This window comes from Piscinibacter sp. PDB1-1, from assembly GCF_056675995.1.
In genome coordinates, this window is the sequence record NZ_JBWVZJ010000002.1 from 781,182 (window position 1) to 797,641 (window position 16,460).

General features: G+C 65.8%; 12 protein-coding genes. 4 read left to right on the forward strand and 8 right to left on the reverse strand.

Annotated elements, in window-relative coordinates; all coding sequences use genetic code 11:
• Positions 1–180 precede the first annotated feature (180 nt).
• Genes AC1KAR_RS15325 through AC1KAR_RS15335 form a run of 3 tightly spaced genes read left to right on the forward strand, consistent with a single transcriptional unit; the run spans position 181 to position 2,977 of the window.
• Entirely contained in the window at positions 181–1,323 is a 1,143-nt protein-coding gene (locus AC1KAR_RS15325; protein ID WP_480319177.1) for a LysM peptidoglycan-binding domain-containing protein, read from the forward strand.
• Positions 1,324–1,357: 34 nt separating this feature from the next.
• Positions 1,358–2,467, forward strand: coding sequence for a DNA-processing protein DprA (gene dprA / locus AC1KAR_RS15330; RefSeq protein ID WP_480319179.1), 1,110 nt, complete (start codon positions 1,358–1,360; stop codon positions 2,465–2,467).
• 57 nt (positions 2,468–2,524) lie between these two features.
• The gene (locus tag AC1KAR_RS15335; protein WP_480319180.1) at positions 2,525–2,977 is read left to right on the forward strand and encodes a Smg family protein; all 453 of its coding nucleotides are present in this window, start codon (positions 2,525–2,527) and stop codon (positions 2,975–2,977) included.
• Positions 2,978–3,048: 71 nt separating this feature from the next.
• Here AC1KAR_RS15335 and AC1KAR_RS15340 read toward each other — a convergent pair whose 3' ends face one another.
• From AC1KAR_RS15340 to yajC, 4 genes are read right to left on the reverse strand one after another with little or no spacing between them, the layout of a single operon-like run.
• Positions 3,049–5,385 carry a DUF1631 family protein gene (locus AC1KAR_RS15340; protein WP_480319182.1) on the reverse strand — a complete coding sequence of 779 codons (2,337 nt, stop codon included), beginning with the start codon at positions 5,383–5,385 and terminating at the stop codon, positions 3,049–3,051.
• A 41-nt stretch (positions 5,386–5,426) separates the two neighbouring features.
• The gene (secF, locus tag AC1KAR_RS15345) at positions 5,427–6,461 is read right to left on the reverse strand and encodes a protein translocase subunit SecF (protein ID WP_480319183.1); all 1,035 of its coding nucleotides are present in this window, start codon (positions 6,459–6,461) and stop codon (positions 5,427–5,429) included.
• Between the two features lie 29 nt (positions 6,462–6,490).
• The gene (gene secD / locus AC1KAR_RS15350; RefSeq protein WP_480319185.1) at positions 6,491–8,368 is read right to left on the reverse strand and encodes a protein translocase subunit SecD; all 1,878 of its coding nucleotides are present in this window, start codon (positions 8,366–8,368) and stop codon (positions 6,491–6,493) included.
• Positions 8,369–8,410: 42 nt separating this feature from the next.
• On the reverse strand, positions 8,411–8,746 hold the full coding sequence (gene yajC / locus AC1KAR_RS15355; protein WP_480319187.1) for a preprotein translocase subunit YajC: 336 nt from the start codon (positions 8,744–8,746) through the stop codon (positions 8,411–8,413).
• A 271-nt stretch (positions 8,747–9,017) separates the two neighbouring features.
• Here yajC and AC1KAR_RS15360 point away from each other — a divergent pair, with 271 nt between their 5' ends.
• Complete coding sequence (locus AC1KAR_RS15360) at positions 9,018–9,977, forward strand: CysB family HTH-type transcriptional regulator (RefSeq protein WP_480319189.1); 960 nt, start codon at positions 9,018–9,020, stop codon at positions 9,975–9,977.
• Here the strand turns inward: AC1KAR_RS15360 and AC1KAR_RS15365 are convergent, their stop codons facing one another.
• From AC1KAR_RS15365 to cysW, 4 genes are all read right to left on the reverse strand, one after another.
• Positions 9,978–12,011: an alpha/beta hydrolase family protein gene (locus AC1KAR_RS15365; RefSeq protein ID WP_480319190.1), complete on the reverse strand. Its 2,034-nt coding sequence runs from the start codon at positions 12,009–12,011 to the stop codon at positions 9,978–9,980.
• A gap of 77 nt (positions 12,012–12,088) precedes the next feature.
• A complete protein-coding gene (locus AC1KAR_RS15370) occupies positions 12,089–14,254 on the reverse strand; it encodes a PQQ-dependent sugar dehydrogenase (protein ID WP_480319192.1) in 2,166 nt (721 codons plus the stop codon).
• A 234-nt stretch (positions 14,255–14,488) separates the two neighbouring features.
• Entirely contained in the window at positions 14,489–15,565 is a 1,077-nt protein-coding gene (locus AC1KAR_RS15375; protein ID WP_480319194.1) for a sulfate/molybdate ABC transporter ATP-binding protein, read from the reverse strand.
• The gene (gene cysW, locus AC1KAR_RS15380) at positions 15,562–16,458 is read right to left on the reverse strand and encodes a sulfate ABC transporter permease subunit CysW (RefSeq protein ID WP_480319196.1); all 897 of its coding nucleotides are present in this window, start codon (positions 16,456–16,458) and stop codon (positions 15,562–15,564) included. Before cysW ends, AC1KAR_RS15375 begins: the two co-directional genes overlap by 4 nt.
• Positions 16,459–16,460: the final 2 nt, after the last annotated feature.

Consider the following 16,460-nt stretch of genomic DNA (forward strand, 5'->3'; position numbering starts at 1 on the left):
TGTGACAGGCAGCACAACAAAGGTATCGTCGGGTGACTTTCGTTGCGATATCAAGGGTTTAGAGTCAGAATCTGCGAAACTGAATGAAGATTTTCGCCGGTCTGTGGGCCCTTGCAGCAGCCGGTTCAGTAAACCGTACAGCCAGTATTGTGCTGTCTGTGCGTCCGGAGACTCACCTTCATGACCCGAAGCACCCGTTCCGCCCAGTCCTTTTTCCGGGCTTCCGCGATCACTCTGGCATTGGGCATCTTCTGCCTCGGTGCCTCCGCCGCTGAACCGAACTTCCCGATCACCCAGCAGCAGCGCAGCACAGCCAATCAGGTCGCTTCGGCCGGTGTCCCCTTGTCCGAACTGTCGCCCAACGCACCCGACAGTTACACCGTCAAGAGCGGCGACACCCTCTGGGGCATCTCCGGGCTGTTCCTCAAGAGCCCGTGGCGTTGGCCGGAGCTTTGGGGCATGAACCTCCAGCAGATCCGCAACCCCCACCTGATCTACCCGGGCCAGACGCTTTATCTGGTCAAGAGCGACGGCCGCGCCACCCTGCGCGTAGGCGAAGGCCCGAACGGCTCGGACCGGCTCTCGCCGCGCGTGCGCTCGGGTGACCTGAACAACGCGATTTCGTCGGTCACCCTGGCGATGATCGAACCCTTCCTCAACGAAGCGGTGATCTTCAACTCGGATGAGCTCGAAAAGGCGCCCCGCATCGTGGCGTCGCCGGAAGGCCGTGCCTTCATGACCCGCGGCGACCTCACCTACGTGCGTGGCGATCTGGGCGGCAATCGCAACTTCCGGATCTTCCGCAAGCCGCGCCCGCTGACGGACCCGACCACCAACGAAGTGCTGGGCTACGAAGCCTTCTACCTCGGCACCGCCGAGCTCACGCGCACCGGCGGCACCGTCAACGGCGACATCGTGCCCGACACGTTCACGGTGACGAGCAACCGCCAAGAGGCTTACATCGGCGACCGACTGGCCCCTGTCCCGCCGCGCGACTTCACCAACTACGTGCCGCACGCGCCCAAAGGCGAGATTTCGGGTCAGATCGTCTCCGTCTACGGCGAAGCCGTGAACGCCGGGCAGAACCAGATCGTCGCGTTGAACCGTGGCACCAAGGACGGCATGGAAAGCGGCCACGTGCTCGCGCTCTGGCGCGCCGGCCCGTACGTCAAGGACCCGACCGACGGCAATACGACCATCAAGGTCCCCGACGAGCGCCATGGCAACCTGTTCGTCTTCCGCGTGTTCGATCGCATGTCCTACGCGCTGATCCTGACGGTGAAGGAACCGGTGTCGCGCGGCGACCGCTTCACGCAGCCCTGACTCACCACGGCCCGGCGCCCACCGCGACGACGGCATGGACCGGGTCGAGCTTGCCGCATGGCTGCGGCTGATCGAAACCCCGCAGGTGGGCCGCGAGTCGGCCCGCAAGCTGCTGGCAGCGTTCGGCTCGCCCGACGCCGTTCTGACGGCATCGACCGCCGCCCGACAGCAGGTCGTGAGCGGGGCTACGGCCAAGGCGCTCGCCGAGCTTCCTGACGAGATCCAGGCGCGCATCGACGCCGCCTTCGAGTGGCTCGCCGGCAGTTCCGACGACGTGCCTCGCAGCGTCCTCACCCTCGGGGACAGCGCCTACCCCCAGAACCTGTTGGCTACGGCCGACCCACCCCTCCTGCTGTTTTTGCAAGGCGATGCGTCGTACCTGAGCCGGCCCAGCCTGGCTGTGGTCGGCAGCCGAAACCCCACGCCGCAGGGTCTCGAGAACGCGCGCTCATTCGCGTCACATCTCAGCCAAGCAGGCCTGACGATCGTTTCCGGCCTCGCGGCGGGAGTCGACGGGGCAGCCCACGAGGGCGCGCTGAGCGGAGACGGCGGCACGATTGCGGTGGTAGGGACCGGGCTGGATCGCGTCTACCCGCGCCGCCACCTGGATCTGGCCCACCGAATCGCTCGCAAGGGCCTCATCGTCAGCGAGTACTCACCCGGAACACCGCCTCTGGCGCCGCACTTTCCGCAACGCAATCGCATCATTGCGGCCCTGGCACGCGGCACCTTGGTGGTCGAAGCCGCCCTGCAGTCCGGCTCGCTGATCACCGCCCGCCTGGCCACGGAGTGCGGCCGAGAGGTGTTCGCGATTCCGGGCTCGATTCATTCGCCTCAGGCGCGCGGCTGTCACGCCTTGATCAAGCAAGGGGCGAAACTTGTCGAGGCCGGTGCCGACATCCTCGAAGACCTCGCCTGGGGAGTCCGCGATCTGACTCGTTCGATTGATGCCGGAACAGATGACGAAAGCCAAGGCGATCCACTCCTGGCCGCACTCGGCTACGACCCGGTCAATCTGGACGCCTTGGTGGCACGAACCGGCTGGCCGGCACCCGAACTCAGCGCGCGCCTGCTCGAGCTCGAACTCGCTGGCGAGGTTGCCCGGCTGCCTGGCCAGCTATTCCAGCGGGTCAGCGCAAGCTGACTTTTGCGCTGAATTTATTCCCGGCTCACAAGGATAGGGCTGGGTTATAGTGAATTCATGTTCGACGTGCTCGTCTACCTGTACGAAAACTACTGGCGGCCGGATGCCTGTCCAGACCACGCCCAGCTGACCCGCAAGCTGGCCGCGATAGGCTTCGAGTCGGACGAGATCGAAGAGGCGCTTTCCTGGCTCGACGGCTTGGCAACTGCCGCCGAGTCATACTCCGGCGAGCAGCAACCCGACAGCCTTCGTGTCTACTCACCCGCCGAGCACGAGCACCTGGGCGAGGATTCCATCGGGTTTGTCAGCTTCCTCGAGTCCGCTGGCGTTCTGCCGCCCCCGATGCGCGAGATGGTCGTTGACCGGGCGACCGCCATTCCGGGAGGCCCCGTGAATCTCGAAGACCTGAAGATCATCGTCCTGATGGTTTTCTGGAGCCTCGGCGAGGAGCCGGATGCGCTGATACTGGATGAACTCTTCGTCGCCGAAGAAGATCGCCTGATCCACTGACGGCCGAGAACCATCGGCGACAAACAGAAAGCCGCCCTGGGGCGGCTTTTCTTCGGGAGCATGCCTTCTGATCAGTTGAGCAGGCGGGTCGGGTCGACATCCAGCTTGGCCAACGCACTGCGCGTGGCGCGCACGGTCAGCGATTCATCCTGCGCCGGCACGAGCAGCCCCGCCTGGAGGAAGGCTGCCAAGCGGTGTTGCTGGAACAGCACGCCGCGGCCATGGGGCGACACAAACAGCGTCAGCTGCCGACGCAAGCCCTGCCAAACCAGCTGCACGGCCTCGTTCCGGCCGCGGTAGTCGAGCATGTACCAGCCGCCGACCTGGAGTTCGCGGGCCCAGGCGAGCATGGCAGGCGTCGGCATCGACCCGCCTTCGCCAACCACTTCGAGCTCCGAGCTCTCGTGTCCGGACAGATCGAGCACCATCGACTCGTCGATCTCGATTTCGTCGGTGTTCTCCGGAAGAAGTTCTTCCAGCGTTTCGAGGCGGCCCATCAGCTCCTCGAGACGCTCTGGCGCAATGGCTGCCGTCTTGGCCGTGAAGGCCGCGGCCAGAGAGTTGTTGAGCTTCTGGATGTGCTCGTCCTGCTTTTCGGCCGGGATGTTGGCGTGGTCCATCCCCTCGCGCAGCGTTTTGAGCAAGGGCGGAAGCCGACGGATGACCTCGGCCCGTTCCTCGCGCGACACCTTGGCGCTCGCCGACCAGATCAGGTCAGCCGCGACACGCTTCATCGTCTTGGCCTCGGCGCCTTGCGCACCACTCTTCACGGCCGTCATGGCCATCACGTCGGCCCAGACATGGAACAGAAAATCGCGCACGCCCTCCTGAACTGGCACTTCATTGAGCATCTTGCGCAGCTCGATCGTGTACTGGATGGCCAAGGTCTCGCGCTGCTCGACCTGCTGAGCCAGGGACACCCCTTTGCGCGTCGTTTCGTTCTCGTTCTTGAAGTAGTGCTCGAGAAACTTTTCGAACTCGGTCAAGACGGTCTGGAACACACGACGCCCAGTGTCCGGGTAGGCTTCGACAACTTGCACGACGCGCTTGATCTCTTTCTCAAGCGTGTCCGCCACCGCCCGGCTGGTGGCATCGAACCCCATGACGCAGGCACCCATGCGGTCAATGAGGCGGCGCGCCGGGTGATCGACTGTGGCAAAGAAATCCGGCTCGCCGACGGCAACCCGCAATACCGGCATCTGAAGCCGCGCGAACCAGACGCGCACGACCGCCGGGATGCGCTCCTCCATCAAGATGCTTTGGAACAGCAAAGCGACGATCTCGATCGTTGCGCGCTCCACCGGTGTGCTCGCCGCCTTCTTGAGCTCCTGCTTGCGCTGGTGAAGTTCTTCGAGCAACGCGGGCGTGCTGACGACCACTTCAGCGGGCTTGACCCCTGCCGCATCGGGCCCACCGCTTGTGGTCGCGCTCAGGCGGCGCTGAATGCCCTGCTGCGCATCGGTGATGGCAGCTTTCAACCCCGCGGACGCTGGCGGAGGCATCTGTGCCGTGCCGGCGAAATCGGGAACCTGGCGACCGATTAAGCGGTTGAGCCGCCCGAGCACCGCTTCGGCATGATCGGAGCCGCGCGCGAACCCGCCTGCGCGCGTCATCATGCGGGTTTCTTCGCCCACAGAACCCATGCGCCCGAAGTTGCTGCTGGGTGTGCCCGCAGGCGCGGGCGCGCTGACGGGACCACCGACGCCACTCGACATGGCAGTTGGCGCGAAGGCGTAGGACGTACGCGTGCGGCGGATGAAGGGGCGCAGGTCGACCTCAGGCAACACACGCTGCTGGATCAACCAACGATTGGTCTCGTGGTAGGCCTCTTCGGCGAAGTGCGCGAACTCTTCGTGCAACACCGGTTGGATCGTTTTCCATGCGTCTTGCGACATGGACGCCGCACGCCAGGTGCTGGTGAGAATGCGCGCGAGCACGTGCGGGCGAAGCACGTCGTTGGTGTCGAGTTCGTCGCGCTTTTCGAGCGAGGACATGCGCGAGCGCATGTCGGTGAACTCCCAGGACGCGCGATCCATCATGGCGAGCGCAAGGCGCGAGCTGAGGATCTCGACTTCGATGGTGTCGTCGTCGACCAGGGACATGCCCGGCGTCGTGCGGCCTGTGCCGCGCGGCAACTCGCCGGGCTTGGACGCCGACACCATGCCGCTGACGAGCGCGCCGCGCAATGCAGACACGATGCCGGTGATCCACGCGGGTGCAGCCTTGCGCAGATCGGTGGCGACATCGCGCCGCTTGTACTGGATGCCGTGTTCGGCGGGCTGCGTGGCAAGCAGCCGCGCACCGTCTTCAACCGCGTTGACAACGCTGGGGATGCCACTCAACAGCCGCTCCACGTAGGAGCGGCGAGCCTGGGCGGCCAGGGCCAACGAATCGGCGGCGGTCGCCATGGGACGGTTGGTCGGTGCTTCTCTGAAAGGGGTGCCCTACTCTACACCACCGCCCCAGCGTTCGGGTCGTTCGGATCGACGTCTTTGGACGGGCCCGACTTCACCAGATCCTCGCGCTTGACACCAAGCCACATCGCAATGGCGGCAGCGACGAAAACGGACGAATAAATGCCGAAGCAGATACCGATCGTGAGCGCGATGGCGAAGTAGTGGAGCGTCGGGCCGCCGAAGATCAGCATCGACAGCACCATCAACTGCGTGCTGCCGTGGGTGATGACCGTGCGGCTCATCGTGCTCGTGATGGCATGGTCGATGACCTCAGGCGTGGTCATCTTGCGGTACTTGCGGAAAGCCTCACGGATCCGATCGAAGATCACCACCGATTCGTTCACCGAGTAGCCCAGCACCGCGAGCACCGCCGCCAGGACGGACAGCGAGAACTCCCACTGGAAGAACGCGAAGAAGCCCAGGATGATCACCACGTCGTGCAAGTTGGCCAAGATGGCGGCCACCGAGAACTTCCACTCGAAGCGAAACGCCAGGTAAATCATGATGCCGATGACCACAAAGGCCAGCGCCATCGCACCATCCTGAGCGAGCTCCTTGCCGACCTGGGGGCCGACGAACTCGCTGCGCTGCAAAGTGACCGGCTCGGCACCGCCGGCTTCGCAGACCGATCGCTCGGCTTGCTCGCCCTTGTCGGTGGTGACGAGCTTCTTGCTGACGGCACCTGATTCGGCCTTGCACAACTCGCCGAACACCCGGTCGACCACGTCACCGAGTTTGCCGTCGGCTCCCACCGGCAGGCGGATGAGCACGTTGCGCGTGGTGCCGAAGGACTGCACCTGAACCTCGCCAATCTTCATGGCTTCGATCGTGCTGCGCACCTTGCCGATGTCGGCCGCCTGCGCGTAGTTGGCTTCGATCAGCGTGCCGCCCTTGAACTCGATCGACAGGTGCAGGCCGCGCGTGACGAGGAAGAACACGGCCAGCAAGAACGTGACAGCCGAGATGGTGTTGAACACCAGCGCATGCCGCATGAACGGGATGTCGCGTTTGATGCGAAAGAACTCCATGTGAATGATCCTGTTCGAGTTCTTGTTGTTCAGCCCTTGGCGACGGCATCGGCCGCGGCATCGGGCTTCCAGACCTGGCCGATCGCCACGCTCTTGAGCTTCTTCTTGCGGCCATACCAGAGGTTGACCAGACCGCGTGAGAACACCACGGCGGAGAACATCGAGGTCATGATGCCCAGGCAGTGCACCACCGCGAAACCCTTCACCGGGCCGGAGCCAAAGGTGAAGAGGGCGATGCCGGCGATCAGCGTGGTGACGTTCGAGTCGATGATGGTGGCAAACGCCCGCTCATAGCCGGTGTTGATCGCAGCCTGCGGCGATGCGCCGGCACGCAACTCCTCGCGGATGCGTTCGTTGATCAGCACGTTGGAGTCGATCGCCATGCCCAGCGTGAGCGCGATGGCGGCGATGCCGGGCAGCGAGAGCGTGGCCTGGAGCATCGACAGCACTGCCACCAGCAGCAGCAGGTTGAACGCGAGCGCGGCTGTCGAGAACACGCCGAACAGCAGGTAGTACGCACACATGAACACCGCGATCGCCGCAAAGCCGTAGATCACGCTGTTGAAGCCCTTGGCGATGTTGTCGGCACCGAGCGTCGGGCCGACCGTGCTCTCTTGAATGAACTCCATCGGAGCGGCCAGCGAGCCGGAGCGCAGCAGGAGCGACAGGTCGTTGGCGTTCTCGGTCGTGCCCATGCCGGTGATCTGGAACTCGTTGCCGAACTCGCCCTGGATGCGCGCGACGGTCAGCACCTCGCCCTTGCCCTTTTCGAACAGGATGGCGGCCATGAAGTTGCCGACATTGGTGCGTGTCATCTCGCGCATCAGGCGGCCGCCCTTGGCGTCGAGACTGACCGAGACCGCGGGCTGACCGTTCTGGTCCGGCCGCGGCTGGGCATTGGTGAGCATTTCGCCGGTGGCGACGGCTTCGCGGTGAGTCACGACCGGTGCGCCGCGGCCCACGGTGAAGCGTTCGCGGCCGAACGGCACGGGGCCGGTGCCTTCGACGGCAGCACGGGCTTCGGTGGACATGTCGGCCAGGCGGAACTCGAGGTTGGCCGTGCGGCCGATGATGTCCTTGGCCTTGGCGGTGTCTTGCACGCCGGGCAGCTCGATCACGACGCGATCGAACCCCTGCTGCTGGATCACGGGCTCGGCCACGCCGAGTTCATTGACGCGGTTGTGCAGCGTCGTGATGTTCTGCTTGATCGCGGCGTCTTGCACCGCGCGGGCCGCCTCGGGCTTGAGTGCGCCGGTGAGCTTGAACTCGGTGCCGTCGGGCGTTTGCGTCCACACCAGGTCGGTCAGTTGGTCGCCCAACATGGCCGCGGCGGTCTTGAGGGTTTCGCCATCGCGGAAACGGATGTCGATGTTGTTGCCATCGCGCGTGATGCCCGCGTGGCGCAGGTTCTTGTCGCGCAGCATGGTGCGGATGTCACCGACCAGCGCTTCGGACTTCTTCGACAGCGCGGCCTTCATGTCGACCTGCATCAGGAAGTGCACGCCACCGCGCAGGTCCAGCCCCAGGTACATGGGCAGCGCGCGGATGGCCGTCAGCCATCGCGGCGAGCGTGACAGCAGGTTGAGCGCCACGATGTAGCTCGGGTCGTTGGGGTCGGGGTTCAGCGCCTTGGACAACGCATCCTTCGCCTTGAGCTGTGAATCGCCATCGGCAAAGCGTGCCTTCACCGAGTTGCCGTCGAACTGCACGAAGTCGGGCGTGAGGCTCGCATCCTTGAGGATCTGCTCCACACGGGAGCGCGTCGAGGTGTCGACTTTCAGCGTGACCTTGCCGCTGCTCACCTGCACCGCAGGCGCTTCACCATAGAAGTTGGGCAGGGTGAAGATCAAACCGATCAGCAGGGCGATGCCGAGGATCGTGTACTTCCACCACGGATAGCGATTCATGGAGCTTCTTTCGCATGGCCGGCGGGCGCCGGCCTGTTCTTGTTATGCCTTGAAGGTGCCCTTGGGCAGCACCTGGACCACAGCAACACGTTGCACCTGGACCTCGACCTTGTCGGCGATCTCGACATGCAGGAAGGTCTCGCCGATCTTCGAGATGCGGCCGATGACGCCACCAGCCACGACCACCTCATCGCCCTTGGCGAGCGCGTCGATCATGGCCTTCTGCTCCTTTTGGCGCTTCATCTGCGGGCGGATCATCACGAAGTACAGCACCACGAACATCAGCAGGATCGGCAGCATGCCGGCGATGCCGCCCAGGGGCGATTCGGAGGCAGCGGCTGCAGGGGCGGCCTGCGCAAAGGCTTCGGAAATGAACACGTGAAAGTCCTCGTTGGGGGCCTGTGGCGGCCCGGTTGGCCGGTCGGCGACTGGCCGGAATGAAAGCCCGGAATTGTATGCCTCGGCCCAAGAGCGAAGCTGCGGCACCGGCGGGTGACTCAGGGAGACCCCCAGAGGTTCCGCGCCACACTCTCTTAGTCGCTTTTCGCATAACAAACTAAGCATTCAGTCGTTTGACGAGTAGGGGGTGCTCTCCATACTTCTTCGCTTGCCTTCATAAGTCAGAAGGTTTCCAAATGACCGAGGTCCGATGAACTTCCAACAGTTGCGCTCCGTGCGCGAAGCCGTGCGTTGCGGCTTCAACCTCACCGAGGTGTCGAAAGTGCTGCACACCTCGCAGCCGGGTGTGAGCCGCCAGATCCGTGAGCTGGAGGAAGAGCTCGGCGTGGACCTCTTCGTTCGCGCCGGCAAGCGCCTGACCTCGCTCACCGAGGTCGGCACCCTCATCGTGCCCATCGTCGAGCGCATGCTGCACGACGCCGAGAACCTGCGTCGCGCGGGCGACGAGTACACCCAACAGGACATCGGCCGGCTGTCGATAGCCGCCACTCACTCTCAGGCACGCTATGCCCTGCCGAGCGCAGTGCGTGACTTTCGCCAGCGCTACCCCAACGTCACGCTCAACCTGCATCAGGGCTCGCCCAAGCAGGTGGCCGAGATGCTGATCTCGGGCGAAGCGGACATCGGCATCGCCACGGAGGCGCTGGCGCAGTACGACGCGCTGGTCACCCTGCCCTGCTACCGCTGGACGCACAGCGTGATCGTGCCGCCAGGCCACCCGCTGCTCGAAGGCGGGCCGGTCACGCTGGAGCGGCTGGCGCAGTTCCCGATCATCACGTACGGCTCGGGCTACACCGGCCGGGTGCACATCGACGAGGCGTTCGAGGCGGCGGGCGTGAGCTTCAACCTCGTGCTCACCGCCATGGACGCCGACGTGATCAAGACCTACGTCGAACTCGGCCTGGGCGTGGGTATCGTGGCCGCCATCGCTTTCGACGAAGACCGGGATCGCAACCTGCGCGCCATCGACGCGCGTGAACTGTTCGCCGTCAATCTCACCAAGCTCGCGGTGCGGCGCGGCAGCTTCCTGCGCAGCTACATCTACGACTTCATCGAGACCTTCGCCTCGCCGCTCAAACGCGAGGTGGTCGATCGGGCCATGGCCGCTGCAACGAGCAGCGCGCGCGAAGAGGCAGCAGCCGAGACCTGATCAGCCGCCGGCCGCGGCGGCCGAGGTGTCGGCCACCGGTCGCAGGTTCTCTTCGAGGAACACCTCCAGCGCCTTGAAGAACTCCAGCCGGTGCTCGTAGCGGCTGAGGTGGTGGTCACCGTCTTCCTGCTCGATGTAGCGGTAGCGCTTGCCAGCGCGCTTGAGCGCGCTGACCATGGTCTCGCTCTGCTCTACGGGAACGATGCGATCCGCCGTGCCGTGCACCAGCAAGACAGGCACGCGGATGCGCGCGGCCTGGCGCGCAGGCGATGTGGCCTGCAGCCGCTCGCGGTCGCCCCAGACGCGGCCAATCATGCGCTCGCCCGTCTCGGTGCCGCCGATGTAGTCGCCCAAGTGAGCGACCAGGTCCGGAAGGTCGGACACGCCCGCGAAACTCACGGCGCAGCGATAGAGCTCGGGGGTCTTCACCGCACCCATCAGCGCCGCATAGCCCCCGTAGCTCGCGCCGACGATGCATACGCGGGAGGGGTCGGCCACGCGTTTGGAGACGGCCCAGGCGACACCATCCGTCAGGTCGTCCTGCATCTCCAGGCCCCAGCGCTTGAGGCCGGCCGCACGGAAGTTGCTCCCGAAGCCGTCGGAACCACGGAAGTTGACCTGCAGCACCGCATAGCCGCGGCTGGCCAGGAGTTCGGTCCAGCTGTCGAAGCCGTCGTCGTCACGGCCATGCGGGCCGCCATGGGGCAGCAGCACCATGGGCAAGGGCGCGCCGCCATCACCCACAGTGCGCCCCCGAGGCAGGGTGAGGTAGCTGTCGAGCGACAAGCCATCGCGCGCCTTGATGGTCTGGCGCTGCTTGCCGGCCAGCGCCGCGGGGTCGAGGGCCGGGTAGGTGCCGCCCAGCAGCGCCACCTCGCCGGTCTTGCGGTTCCCCACGTAGTACTCACCGGGCTGGCGGCTGCTGTCCGAGTACATCAGGTAGACCTGCTCGTCGCGGCTCATCTCGAGCAGCAGGTTGCTGCGTTGCGGCAGGCCGGCGTCGATGGCCTTCATCTGCGCGCGCCAGGCGGCGTCCCAGACCTCGGTGCGGGCGGGGCCGCCTTCGGCGTCGTCATCTGCACTGCGCCGCAGGCCGATCACCTCGCCGGTGGCTGGCGAGCGCAACAGGCCGCCGTAGGCGTCTTCGGTCGGGTGCGAGTAGCGCAGCTTGCGCGTGAGCTTCGGGTCGTCAAGGCGCACCAAGAACACCGCGCGCCGGCCTTCATGGTCGGCACGCACGTACAGCTCGTTGGGGTCGAGGCCGAAGCCGATGGGCAAGATCGATTCGTCATCGTCACCATAGGTCCACAGCGTGCGCCATTCCTTGCCGTCGGTGTTCGCCACGCGCACCTCGTTGCTGCCGTCATTGCTGCGCACCGCCGCGCGCACGCGGCCCTGCGCATCGGTCACCCACCTCTTTACATGGCGCTCGGGTGCCTTGACCATCGTGCGGCTCGCGGTGTTGACGTTCACCTTGTAGACACCCGGCGCATCCGAGCCGGGCTCGCTCAGCTCGATCAGCACATGCTGGCCATCGGCTGGCAGCCAGTCGATCACGCGATCCTGGATCTGCCGCACCTTGAGCGCCCCATTCGCGCTGCCGGACACGCGGTCGGCATGGACGAGATTGAGGGGCTCGCCGCCCTCGGCCTTGATGGACAGCACCCGGGTTTCGACGGTGCCGACGAAGTTGCGACGCGAAGCGAATCTCAGGCTGACGACGATGCGCTCGTCGTTGGCCCAATGGATCCAGTTGAAGTGGTACTGCTTGTTGTCCGTGGTCAGCAACGAGGTCAACTTCGCATCGCCTGCCGTCGCACGCGTGACGAGATAGGTCTTGCCCTCGCGGCTCAGCAATGCGGCCAGCTTCTGGCCATTCGGTGAGAGCGTGACGTCCGCCAGCATCGGCAGCGCCGCGAACTTCTCGACCGGCGGTGGCTTGGGCGCGGCCTCATTGGCGGCAAGTGCCAGCGCAGCGCAAGCGAAATGGATCGCAGCGGCGCAGAGCCACCGCATCGTGTGTGTCGGTTTCATACTCCCTCCCAGAAGGATCGGGAGTATGCCCGCGCAGGTGAGCGGACTCGAACCCGCTCTCGGGCCCGATCGCCCGATCAGGGGGGCGCGGTGAAGCGCGCGATGCTGGCCTGGCTGAGCACGTACAGCCGGCCGTCGATGCCCGCGAGCATGCCCACGGGGCTGCCGCTCACGCGGCCGAAGGCATAGGCGGCGTTTGCGTTGGCGGTATCGAGGCGGCCGATCACCGGCGTGCAGAAGTCGGTGAAGAAGTAGCTGCCGCGGAAGAACGCCCCGCCGGTGATCGCGCAACCGCTGAAGAAACCTGCCGGGCCGGTTGCCGAGTTCGCGGTGTGGTCGTAGGCGAAGAGCGGCGCGGTCACGCCCGCGGCGCTGGTCGGCCCTTCGGTCGCCGGCCAGCCGTAGTCGGCACCGGCCACGCCGAGGTTGATCTCTTCCCAGGTGCCCTGCCCCACGTCATTGATGTGGATGCGCCCGTCGCTTGTGCGCACGGCGAAGGTGAAGGGGTTGCGCAGGCCGCGCGCCCAGATGGCACAACGCAGCGTGGCCGCCGTGGTGCAGAAGGGGTTGTCGCTCGGGATGCTGCCGTCGTCGTTGAAGCGCAGCATCTTGCCGAAGGGGTCGTTCAGGTCCGGGGCCTTGGCACTGTTGGCGTTGTCGCCCACCGCCACGTAGAGCTTGCCATCGTTGCCGAAATGCATCGCGCCGCCGTTGTGGTTGGTGGCGGACGAGAGCGCCGGCAGGTCGGCGATGCGCAGTTCGCTGCCCACCGAGACGATGTTGGGGTTGCTCGGGTTGGCCGTGAAGCGACTGATGCGGTTGTGCGTGCCGCTCTCCGGCGTCGTGTAGTAGAGATAGATGTGGCCGTTTGACGCGAACTGCGGATGGAGTGCGACACCCAACAGGCCACGCTCGCCGTTGGGATCGACAGTCAGCGTGATGAAGGGCGTGGCGAGCAGTGTGCCGGTGTCCGTCACCACCCTCAGCTGCCCGCCCTGTTGCGCCACGAACATGCGCCCATCGAGCGCCTGCGCGAACGCGGTGGCGCTGCTCAAGCCGGTGATCCAGCTGTCGTTGAGCGTGAAGCCCGCAGGTGCGGAGCGGCTGCCACCGAAAGACACGGTGGTCGTGGCCCAGGGCGAGACATTCCCTGCGGCGTCGCGCGCGCGGGTGCGCACGATGTGCTGGCCGGAGGCGTAGAGGTTCGAGTCCACCGTAACGCTGTGCGGCGACGCACCGCCGGTCGGCCCGACCTGCACGCCATCGAGTTGGATCTCGATGCCGGTCACGCCGACGTTGTCGGTGGCGCTGGCGCTCAGGGTGAGCGTGCCGGTGAGGTTGCTGGCGAGCGCCGCAGGCGCCGTCACCGTGGCCACGGGCGCCTGTGTGTCGCTGACAGGCCCGCTGACCATCACCGTGACGGCCGTGCTGGTCGCAGTGGCCCCTTCGTTGTCAGTGACGCGTGCCGTCAGTGCGCGGGCACCCAGCGTCGAGGGCGTCCAGTTCACGCCATAGGGAGCGGAGCTGTCGGTCGCGCCGATCTTCACCCCGTTCTCGAAAAACTCGACGCCTGCGACCGTGCCATCGCTGTCGGCGGCCGTGGCCGCGAGGGCGATCACGACGCCCGCCGTGCCGGCGCTGTTGTTGGCCGGTGCCGTCAGCGACACGCTGGGCGGCGTGTTGACCGCCGCGCCCACGTCGGTGTACGTCGCGGTGTAGGTGGTGTTGGCCGCCGGCGTCGAGATGGTGTGTGTGGCCGCCATGCCGTCGCTCCAGCTCGCGAACTGGTAGCGCCGGCCACCGAAGTTCTGCTGCGCCGGGGCGGACAGCGCGCGCTCGATGCCCACCACGCCGGTGAAGCTGGTGGGGGCGGTGATCGGCTGCCCATCGAGCGTGAGCGCCAGGCCCACCGGTGCCGTGGTCACGGTGACCTGCGACTTCTGCGGGATGACGTCACGCGTCACCTCGTGCGTTGACCCGCCGCTGTCGGTGGCGCGCAGGTGGAAGCGGTAGAAGATGTTGTCCGAGGTCTCGCCCTGCGTCGGGATGGTGACCTGGCCGCTACCCCCTGTTGTCTGTGGTTGCAGCGGGTGGGTGTGGCTGTCGTGGTGCAGATCGACCCACCAGGTCAGGCGCGAGGCGGACAGGTTGCCGTCTTCGGCGTCGGTAGCGCTGCCGCTGAAGGTGAGGGTATCGCCGGCGCGGAAGCTTGCACCGGCCGCCGGTGCGGTGATGGTGGCCACGGGTGCTTGGTTGGTACCCGATGCGGGCGGCGGTGGCGGTTGAATCGGCGTTGACGGGGCGCTGTCGCCGTCGCTTCCACCGCACGCAATCAACAACGCCGCCAGGGCGCACGGAGCCAGAAACCGGATCAAACCCATGTCAACGCTCTCCTTGGCCGCGGCGGCGGCACATGAGAGGGATTCTGAGCTTCCGGCTCAACCCCGTGTAAGCCGAGGTTTCACCGCCGGCACGCGTCAGATCATGGCGGCGGGGTCGACCAGTTCGGTCTGCGCGCCACTGGCGCCTGCGGTGAACCGCGTCACGCGGCGTGGCTTGAGGAAGACCTTGCTGCCGTTCACGAGGCCCAGCTTGTCGCGCAGGAGCGTGTATTCACTGCGCGGCATCTCCACGTCGACATAGCTGCCGTCGTCGAGGCGCTTGAATTCGATGCGCGTCTGCGGGCCGACGGTCAGCGCCTGTGAGAGGCTCACGGCCAAAGTGCCATCGGAGGGCTCGGCCACCACATCGAGTTCGTGCGGGCGCACATAGCTCACGTCGGCCGGGTCGACATTGCCGCCCGGTGCGTGGCCGAAGCGGCCGTGGAACAGGTTCACATCGCCGAGAAACTGCAGCACGAAAGGCGTGGCCGGGCGGTCGTAGACCTCGTCGGGCGAACCGTCCTGCTCGATCTTGCCGAGGTTCATCACCACCACGCGGTCGGCGACTTCCATGGCTTCGTCCTGATCGTGCGTGACGAACACGCTGGTGATGTGCATCTCGTCGTGCAGGCGGCGCAGCCAGCGGCGCAGTTCCTTGCGCACCTTGGCGTCGAGCGCGCCGAAGGGCTCGTCGAGCAGCAGCACCTTGGGCTCCACCGCCAGCGCGCGGGCCAGTGCAATACGCTGGCGCTGCCCGCCCGAGAGCTGGTGCGGGTAGCGGTCGGCGAGCCAGTCGAGCTGCACGAGCTTGAGCAGCTCCATCACCTTCTCTTTGATTCGGGCTTCGGTCGGCCGCGTGGCCTTGGGCCGCACACGCAGGCCGAAGGCCACGTTCTCGAAGATGCTCATGTGGCCGAAGAGCGCGTAATGCTGGAACACGAAGCCGACCTGGCGGTCGCGCACGTCGTCGTGCGTGGCGTCTTCGCCGTGGAAGAGCACCGAGCCGGAGTCCGGCCGCTCCAGCCCGGCGATGATGCGCAGCAGCGAGGTCTTGCCCGAACCAGAGGGGCCGAGCAAGGCCACCAGTTCACCCGAGCGGATGTCGAGATTAAGGTTGTCGCAGACGACGGTCTTGCCGAAGGCCTTGTTGAGGTTTCTGACTTCGATACTCATTCGCTTCTTCCTTCAGCTTCTCGCTTCTGCGCCTTCACGCGCTGCTCCACCAGGTACTTGAGCACGAGGGTGACAAGCGCCAGGCCCGCAAGCAGGGACGCCACGGCAAACGCCGCCGCGAACTGGTACTCGTTGTAGAGGATCTCGATGTGCAACGGCATGGTGTTCGTCTGGCCGCGGATGTGTCCCGACACCACGCTCACCGCGCCGAACTCGCCCATGGCCCGCGCGTTGCACAGGATCACGCCGTAGAGCAGCGCCCACTTCACATTGGGCAGCGTCACGCGCCAGAAGATCTGCCAGCCCGAAGCGCCCAGCACACGCGCGGCTTCTTCCTGCTCGACGCCTTGCGCCTGCATCAGCGGGATCAACTCGCGCGCCACGAAGGGGAAGGTGATGAACACGGTGGCCAGCACGATGCCGGGCAGCGCGAAGATGATCTTCAGGTCGTGGTCGCGCAGCCACTCGCCCCACCAGCCCTGCAGGCCGAAGATCAGCACGAAGATCAGGCCCGAGATCACCGGTGACACCGAGAACGGCAGGTCGATCAGCGTGAGCAGCAGGTTCTTGCCACGGAAATCGAACTTGGCAATGCACCACGAGGCCGCGAGGCCAAACACAAGGTTCAGCGGCACCGAGATGCCGGCTGCCAGCAGCGTGAGCCAGATCGCCGAGCGCGCATCGGGTTCGGTCACGGCGGCGAGGTAGGTGTCCCAGCCCTTCTTGAAGGCCTCGAAGAACACCGCCACCAGCGGCACGAAGAGAAACAGCGTCAGGAAGACCAGCGCTACGGCAATCAGCGTGCGGCGCAGCCAGGGCGGCTCGGCGGTGGCGGCCTGCAGGCGGGGCGGCGGCTCGCGGCGCGCGGTACTCGGGTTCAGAACGGCGCTCATGG